Raw genomic sequence first — 7,761 nt, forward strand, 5'->3', positions numbered from 1 at the left:
ATTTCGTCTGGGAAGGGAATTGGGAATTGGGAATTGGGAATTGGGAATTTTTATAATAATCAGCTATTAATAACTACCCGGGAATCACTAATTAATCATTACAAATTGATTTTTAGGGTTTTTTTTAACTGATGGTAATTCATTTGATGCAATCAGTGGTAATTTGACTATAAACGTTGCACCTTTGCCAACTCCTGGACTTTCTACAGAAATACTACCACCGTGCAGTTCGACTATGTGACGTACAATTGCTAATCCTAATCCCAATCCATTATGCGCTCTAGCGTTGGAGCTATCACCTTGACGAAAACGGTCAAAAACGTAGGGGAGAAACTCAGCATCTATACCGATTCCTGTATCGCTGACTTGGATTACGGCATATGATAATGAAGTTTCGTTTGCCTTTTCTTCTAATAAGCTTACTTCTATACAGCCGCCACAAGAGGTAAACTTGATTGCATTAGAAAGTAAATTCCACATTACTTGCTTTAAACGCTCGTCGTCACCAGCAATTAAGAAATTTTGATTTTCTAACATAGCTTCATGGGAAGCAGGAATTTTATTTGGAGCAAGCTTAATTAACGGTTCTTCATAGTCTGTAAATGCCGCATTCTTTCTATCTTCATCCATCCCAAAACCTTTGCGAACTGATAATTTGATTTCTATTTGTTTAGCAACACTTGCCGATCGCAAGTTTTCAATTACTCCAACAATAATTGCAGCTAAGTTACAATCACGAATACTCAGTTGCATTTTACCTTGAATTGTCCGCGACATATCTAATAATTCTTCGATGAGATGATGAAGCTCTCTACTGTTACGCTCAATCGATTCTAAAGCTCGTGATGTGGTAGATTCGTCCAGCTTACGCACCCGTAAATACTGCGCCCATCCTAAAATACTATTTAATGGCGATCGCAATTCGTGAGATAAAATTCCCAAAAATTCATCTTTGACGCGATTGGCTTGCTGTAGGGAATTCATTAAGTTAACTCGTTGAATTGCGATCGCTATTTGGTTGCAGACAGACTGCATGATATTGATTTCATAAGTGGTAAAGTCCGAAACACTCCGACTACCAAAGCTAATTATGCCTAAAAGCTGTCCTTGAGCTATCAATGGGCAGCTATAATAAGCTGAAATACCTAAATTACGTATAGATTCTGTATTTGGGTCGTTGGATATAAGGACATTTTCTATTTTGATGGGAATACGGTTTTGAGCCACTGTACCGCAAATTCCTTGACCAAATTCAAAGCATTCTAAATCTTTAGTTTGGGAACAACTAATCCCGGTGTGAGAAGTTAATTCTATTTTCCGAGAATTTTTATCAACCGAATAATATAAGTAGCAATCTATTGTTAATGTTTCGGCAATTTCATTATATAAAAGTTTGATTAGTTCTTCTGGCTGTTCGGAGGATATTAAATCGTTAGTTGTCTCAAATAACAAATCAAGCCTATCCTCGTTTTTACATTCGCTGAGGTTAATAATATATTTATCTGGCTTAGCTTTCTGAGTAATGCAAGTGCAGCCAACTTTAACTTTGACTTTCTTCCCCGATGCACAAATCAACTCTTTCTCGTAGGACTTACAGCTACCAAAAGCCCTTGCTTGAGAAAAATTTTCTTTATCTACATCCAAATACTCTAGCGGCGTAATATTAAACCAATTTAAATTACCATTTTGCAAACAAGAATGGTTATAACCTGTTATCCGCAGAAATTCCTCGTTTGCTACATAAATATTACCGTCGGTATTTAGCTCTACAATACCGATAAAATTTGTATCCAAAAAACTTTTCAACTTTACTTCATTGTCTTTGAGAGCATTTATTGCTTTATCTCTTTGATTGCAGGCATTTTCGATGACTTTCGTACCCTTCCAAATCAAGATTGCAAAAATTGCAATTGCCACTAAACCTTCAGTGGCGATCGCGATCGTAGAATCAGAAAATATAAATTTTTCATCCTGAGTAACTAACCACCCTGTTAATACGAAGATTGCAATAACGACCGGCGATACTAATACGTGTGCAAATTTTATAAGTTGTGAATGCACTATATTTTGACCCAAATTTTTTTGACGTGAGTGGTTAATGTAAAACATCGATTATTCAATTACCGCATCTACCCAAGGCGATAAATTTTAGTAACTCTAATGAATGGTATATGCATTTTCAATAGTATGATATGTTACCCCTGGGTAGACTTCGCATCTACCTTTGTACATATTTTCTTTTTTTTAGTAGAAAGTAAGAAACTTATGGCAATGTCAATTAAATTTTCACGCTAATTTGCTATATATTTAACTGTAAATTAGCTTCATCTATGCTTAACCTATATACAATTTAAGCACTCAAGTTTTAATTTCTGTTTTCGCTCCAATTACCTAAATATGGGATTACCGCTTTTAAATATCATGATAAGCAAAGTCTTGTCTCTAGTAATTTTACTTATTTTATAGCTGACACTTATACCTAGAATCAATATTAGTTATAAGTATTAGTTGAAGAAGGCAGAGGGCAGAGGGCAGATGGCAGCTATGTACAATTAGTGGGGGATTCAGACCCGCCACTAATTGTAAGCCGCCAAACTATGCGTAAGCGCAATTCCGTTGTGGCGGGGGTCTTAAACCCTTGCTCTCTACGGTCGCGAGAAGTACGAGACAGATTCCATAAAAGCCCTCTGCCTTCGTACTTCTGCCTTCTTGATAAAAAACGGTCTAAGTATTTACCGATAACAACAAATAAAAAGTAACTGCTCGTTCTTGACATTAGACCCCACTCCCTTGTCCTCTTTGCATCTTGTAAGATCCTCTTAAATCCTTTTCAAGGGGGACTTTAACTCCAATTGCTCTCTCCGGTTGAGAAGTCGGGTTTTTATAAAATTTGTAAACGTTTTTTGGGTAGTGTAAGCGTCTCGCTCGCTGGTTGTAACGAGCGACCCAAGTAAATCTCTAGCTTGCAATTTAAACTAATTTGTAGTCAGAAAGATTTCGCGTACAGCCCATAAATCAACGAGTAGCAGGAACTAGAAGAAATTTATTTGGTCATTAGCGATTCAGTATAATGCAATATAAACTGATGATTTAGAAGAATTATACGTAATTAACTAAGTATTGCTTTCAACTCATCTAAATTTTGAAGTGCTTAGGAAAATAGATTGAAATTACAGCCATTTAGGAACATTATTGCAGTTGTTTTGCGTCATGGGGGAAAGATTAAAGTCAAATTACCGTACTTAGATCGAACCGAGATAACTCGTAAATTTGATATTTTTAGTCACAATTATCACCAAAAATAATTGTTACTAGAAATAAATTCATCTTGCGATGTTTCAACATCACCTGTTGAGAGTAAACGCGATTGTATTTTGGAATATCCGACTTTCTTCCCTTTCCATTCGGACGATAGGTGGGTTAACAATGTGGTGATGTGTCTCAAATGATTCAAAAGTTATGCCTAGAAGTGCTAGCGAATACGCCGTTTACATATTAATGGAAAGCGGACACCGGGAAGAAGTGCGTTTCCCCACCATTCAGGAGTTTCAGAAGTGGTACAGTGGCGAACTTATGCCAAAATCTGCTTCTCATGACTTTATTAATGTACCAATCAAGAATATTTCTGGTGAGTACATGGTAATTCGTCCGTCTCGGGTTGTTGCACTTCGAGTTGAACCGATTTTTAGTTCTAGTATTGAAAGATAGATTTAGATAAATCATGAGAAAAACCCTTGCTTTGTTTTCCTTGAGCCTGGGAATTGCCTTTGTTAACCCGGTTCGTTCAGTTGTCGCTCAGGTGCCTATTCTAACTGCACCCCCGGTACCAAGCATTCCGTCGAGAGTACCGCAGCCAGTCATAATTCCTACCACTAGGCCAAGAGTACCGCAACCGCAACCGAGTATAAATCCGGCGACTCCCGTTTTGAACCCAATTAGTTTGTCCAACGATTGCACACCCATGTATGCTTGCTTGGGTTGGGATGAGCAACTCTTTTGGGGAGGTAAAGGGAAAGGTAAGGCTGGCGATCGCTCGGCGTTAATTGAGTCAATTGACAATAGTTTGGGTTATCTAAAAAATCCTAGCGCTGCCAGAATTTACCAAAATTACCCCGACAAGGAAATTACGTTAGACCGCGTGCGGCGTAGTTTGTTGCGTTTCCGCGACTTAGTGCGTACATCAAAATCTCCGGCAGATCTACAAGCTGCGGTGCGACGCGAGTTTACGTTTTACAAATCAGTCGGTAACGACGGCAAGGGTACCGTTAAATTTACTGCATACTATGAGCCGATTTACGAAGCAAGTCGCGTTCCTACCTCAGAGTACAAGTATCCCATTTATCGATTGCCAGATAACTTTGTAAACTGGCAAAAACCGCACCCCAAACGGTTAGAACTCGAAGGTAAAGATGGTTTATTAGGTAAAAATGGCCCATTAAGCGGTTTGGAAATGTTTTGGTTTCGCGATCGCTTTGATGCATACTTAATTCATATTCAAGGTTCGGCTAAACTCGAATTAACCGATGGTACCGTTACGGGTGTTGGTTATGCCAACGGAACCGATTATCCTTGGACAAGTATCGGTAAAGAGTTGCTTAAAGACGGACAAATCACCCAAAAACAAGCGACAATGCCCGGTATTGTTGATCATTTCCGGCGAAATCCCCAGTCTATGGACGATTATCTCCCGCGCTGGGAACGTTTTATTTTCTTTAGAGATAAAGGCAATACACCAGCTACTGGTAGTATCGGCGTACCAGTAACGCCAGAGCGTTCTATTGCTACAGATAAATCTTTAATGCCTCCGGGAGCCTTAGCACTAATTAACGCTAGTTTCCCATATGTTGGTGATGGTGGAGGATTAGAATATCGTAAAGTCAGTAGATTTGTACTCGACCAAGACACAGGTAGCGCCATCAAAACACCCGGAAGAGTAGATTACTTCATGGGAACCGGGAATATTGCAGGCGATCGGGCTGGGGTTACAGGTGGTAACGGAACCCTATACTATTTATTGCTTAAGAGATAAGAACGGGCATGGGGCATTGATTGCCCATGACTTTTAGTATTAAACTCGTTTTCGAGGCAAATAGTGAGGAGTTACTTAAAATTAGTAATTCCTCAATTTTTGTTTTTGTACATAATTGTGCAATACTTTTCGATGGTTGGTTAAATCGATCGCAGATTATTCACTTTCCTAAATTGTCCAACTAATCAATCTATATAATTGGATTAATTTCAACTTATTAGTCACTAAGTAAGTCGGCACAAATAAAACCAACTATATAACGGTTGGGTAAACTGGTATTAAAGTCTTGTCCCTACTGCCTATTCCCTACTCCCTACTCCCTGTCATAATTACGATTTTCAACGCCGACCTATTTAAACAATCCAATGTATTTAGAACATAATTTCTACTAATAACGACAAATAAAAAAACCTTTGTAAATAATTCTTATTCAAACTGCAATAATGAAATTCAGCGAAATCGTTAAAAAACTGGGTGAATCTGCCAGCTTATCTAGTTTAACTAGTTTGCCAAACCTCGATCCAGAAATTACTGCATTAGCAGCTGTTGATGAAGCGACAACTGGCAATATTAGCTATATCGAAGGGCAAAAGTTTGCTCATTTGGTAGATATAACCAGTGCTAATGCTTTGATTTTACCTCATGATGAATCACTGCAATTGAAAGCACAAGAAAAGGGCATAGCTTGGATAGCAGCAAAAGAACCGCGACTTTTGTTTTCTCAAACAATCAAATTATTTTATCAGCCTTGGCATCCCGCTCCATCCATTCATCCTAGTGCTGTAATTCATGAATTGGCAAAAATTGGCAGCGATGTTTATATTGGTGCCTATGTTGTAATTCAGCAAGGTGTAGAAATTGGTAATAATGCCTGCATTCATCCTAACGTTGTAATTTATCCAGATGTTAAAATTGGCGAGCGCACTGTTTTACACGCTAACTGTACGATCCACGAACGTTCTCGGATTGGTCAAGATTGCGTCATCCACAGCGGTACGGTTATCGGTGCTGAAGGCTTTGGTTTTGTTCCCACAGCATCCGGCTGGTTCAAAATGGAGCAATCCGGCTGTACGGTAATCGAAGATAGAGTAGAAATTGGCTGTAATAGTGCAGTTGACCGTCCCGCAGTCGGAGAAACACGTATCGGTCACGATACAATTATTGACAATTTAGTGCAGATCGGACACGGTACTCAAGTGGGTTTTGGCTGCGCGATCGCCGGACAATCAGCAACCGCTGGAGGAGTCAAAATTGGCAATCGCGTTATCTTAGCCGGACAATCAGGAATTGCCAATCAAGTCAAAATAGGTGATGGTGCGATCGTATCCGCAAAAGCCGGAGTTCATAGCAACGTTCCACCAGGAGAAATTGTCTCAGGGAATCCAGCCATACCTTACAAAATATATTTAAAATCCTCGGCAATTATTCAGAAATTACCGGAAATCTATCAATACATCAGACAATTGCAGCGAAAATTTAAATAATGCAAAAAAAAATGTAGAGACGTGATATATCGCGTCTCTACAAAATATAGTCTAAGAATACCGAATTTGTAGAATCAAACGATTGCCATTTCGAGGTAACTTTAATTTGTGAAGACAAGACGGATCTTGGAAAAATCCAAATCCAGCATTACCTTTAATAGTAAGTTGGTCGGAACGGTTATAGTAACGCCAAACATCTGCTTCTTTTTGGATATTTGACCGAACAAGCATTTGCCAAGGTTTACGGTTGTGCGACTTTTCGATCATGATGTGAGGACCAGTATTTTCGTCTACATCGGTAACAAAGAAACTCGCGGTTACAAAATTTAATCCAGCGACATCGTAATGAAAATTAGTAGGTGGATACAGTTTCTGAATTTCAGCTTCATCCAAATCGGAAGCAAAACTCCAAGTTAAGTGACGGGTGATTAAAGTTGGATAATATCCAAGATATTTTCGAGCGATTTCAATTAACATCGCATCCCGGATAATTTTATCTACAGTCGGACATTTATCAATATTGCTAACAAGTCCGCGTAAAACAAGCCTACCTTTGCCATGTAAACGTCCATTTTTGATTTCCGCAGCTAAGAAGAAACCATGATGTTTGGGTTCGGTGCAAAGGTTAGAATCAGCCAAAGAACTAATTATTTGTACAGCTTTGGTATTCAACTGTAACCCTAAATATACTCCTGTTTGCCGAATATTCTCTACACATTGATTAAGCTGAATTGGACACAGTTCTGAAGCAGTGGTGATGTTTAATTTCTGTTGGTACTGTGGTTTAAAACGCTGTAGTTGACCTTGGTAAATACTATATCCACGACGAATAGTTTTGAATCTTCCTAAAGCTTCCCAGGGTTTTCTGTCACCGATTCTTTTAGCAAAATCATTATTTTTATCTTTACTTTTTTGCTGTTTTAAACGAATCAATGTACCATTCATAAATGATTTTTTTAAAAATAAGTGTATTTGTAAATTCAACGATAAAAAGTAGAATGCGTTAGTACAAAGCCTTAATTATTATGGCGACCGAGTAATATCTACAATGCCACTTTTTTTGCTATTTAGACAATTGTTGAATGTACTTAAGTGTTTTATGAATATTTCATGAAAGCTAAATATAATAGTTATTCTTTTTATATTTTTATAAAACTCATGAAGCTGTATTTATGATGGCTTATTTAAAATGCTGAAACACAATATTGTTATTTTACGGATTAGTTACAAACTTAAGATTGGGAAGAC

At 38.2% G+C, this 7,761-nt stretch carries 5 protein-coding genes; 3 read left to right on the forward strand and 2 right to left on the reverse strand.

The features are described from left to right. Positions 1-87: 87 nt before the first annotated feature. The gene (locus VB797_RS30390) at positions 88-2,061 is read right to left on the reverse strand and encodes a PAS domain-containing sensor histidine kinase (RefSeq protein ID WP_323241500.1); all 1,974 of its coding nucleotides are present in this window, start codon (positions 2,059-2,061) and stop codon (positions 88-90) included. Positions 2,062-3,459: 1,398 nt separating this feature from the next. Between VB797_RS30390 and VB797_RS30395 the strand changes: the two genes are divergently transcribed. The 3 genes from VB797_RS30395 (at position 3,460) to lpxD (ending at position 6,513) form a co-directional block, all read left to right on the forward strand. Further along, positions 3,460-3,708, forward strand: coding sequence for a hypothetical protein (locus VB797_RS30395; RefSeq protein WP_323241501.1), 249 nt, complete (start codon positions 3,460-3,462; stop codon positions 3,706-3,708). Between the two features lie 13 nt (positions 3,709-3,721). Next, complete coding sequence (locus tag VB797_RS30400; protein WP_323241502.1) at positions 3,722-5,029, forward strand: murein transglycosylase A; 1,308 nt, start codon at positions 3,722-3,724, stop codon at positions 5,027-5,029. Positions 5,030-5,472: 443 nt separating this feature from the next. Further along, a complete protein-coding gene (gene lpxD / locus VB797_RS30405; protein ID WP_323241503.1) occupies positions 5,473-6,513 on the forward strand; it encodes a UDP-3-O-(3-hydroxymyristoyl)glucosamine N-acyltransferase in 1,041 nt (346 codons plus the stop codon). A 51-nt stretch (positions 6,514-6,564) separates the two neighbouring features. Here the strand turns inward: lpxD and VB797_RS30410 are convergent, their stop codons facing one another. After that, entirely contained in the window at positions 6,565-7,458 is an 894-nt protein-coding gene (locus VB797_RS30410) for a hypothetical protein (protein WP_323241504.1), read from the reverse strand. Between the last annotated feature and the right edge of the window lie 303 nt (positions 7,459-7,761).

Source organism: Rivularia sp. UHCC 0363, assembly GCF_034931125.1.
Lineage (GTDB): Bacteria > Cyanobacteriota > Cyanobacteriia > Cyanobacteriales > Nostocaceae > Rivularia.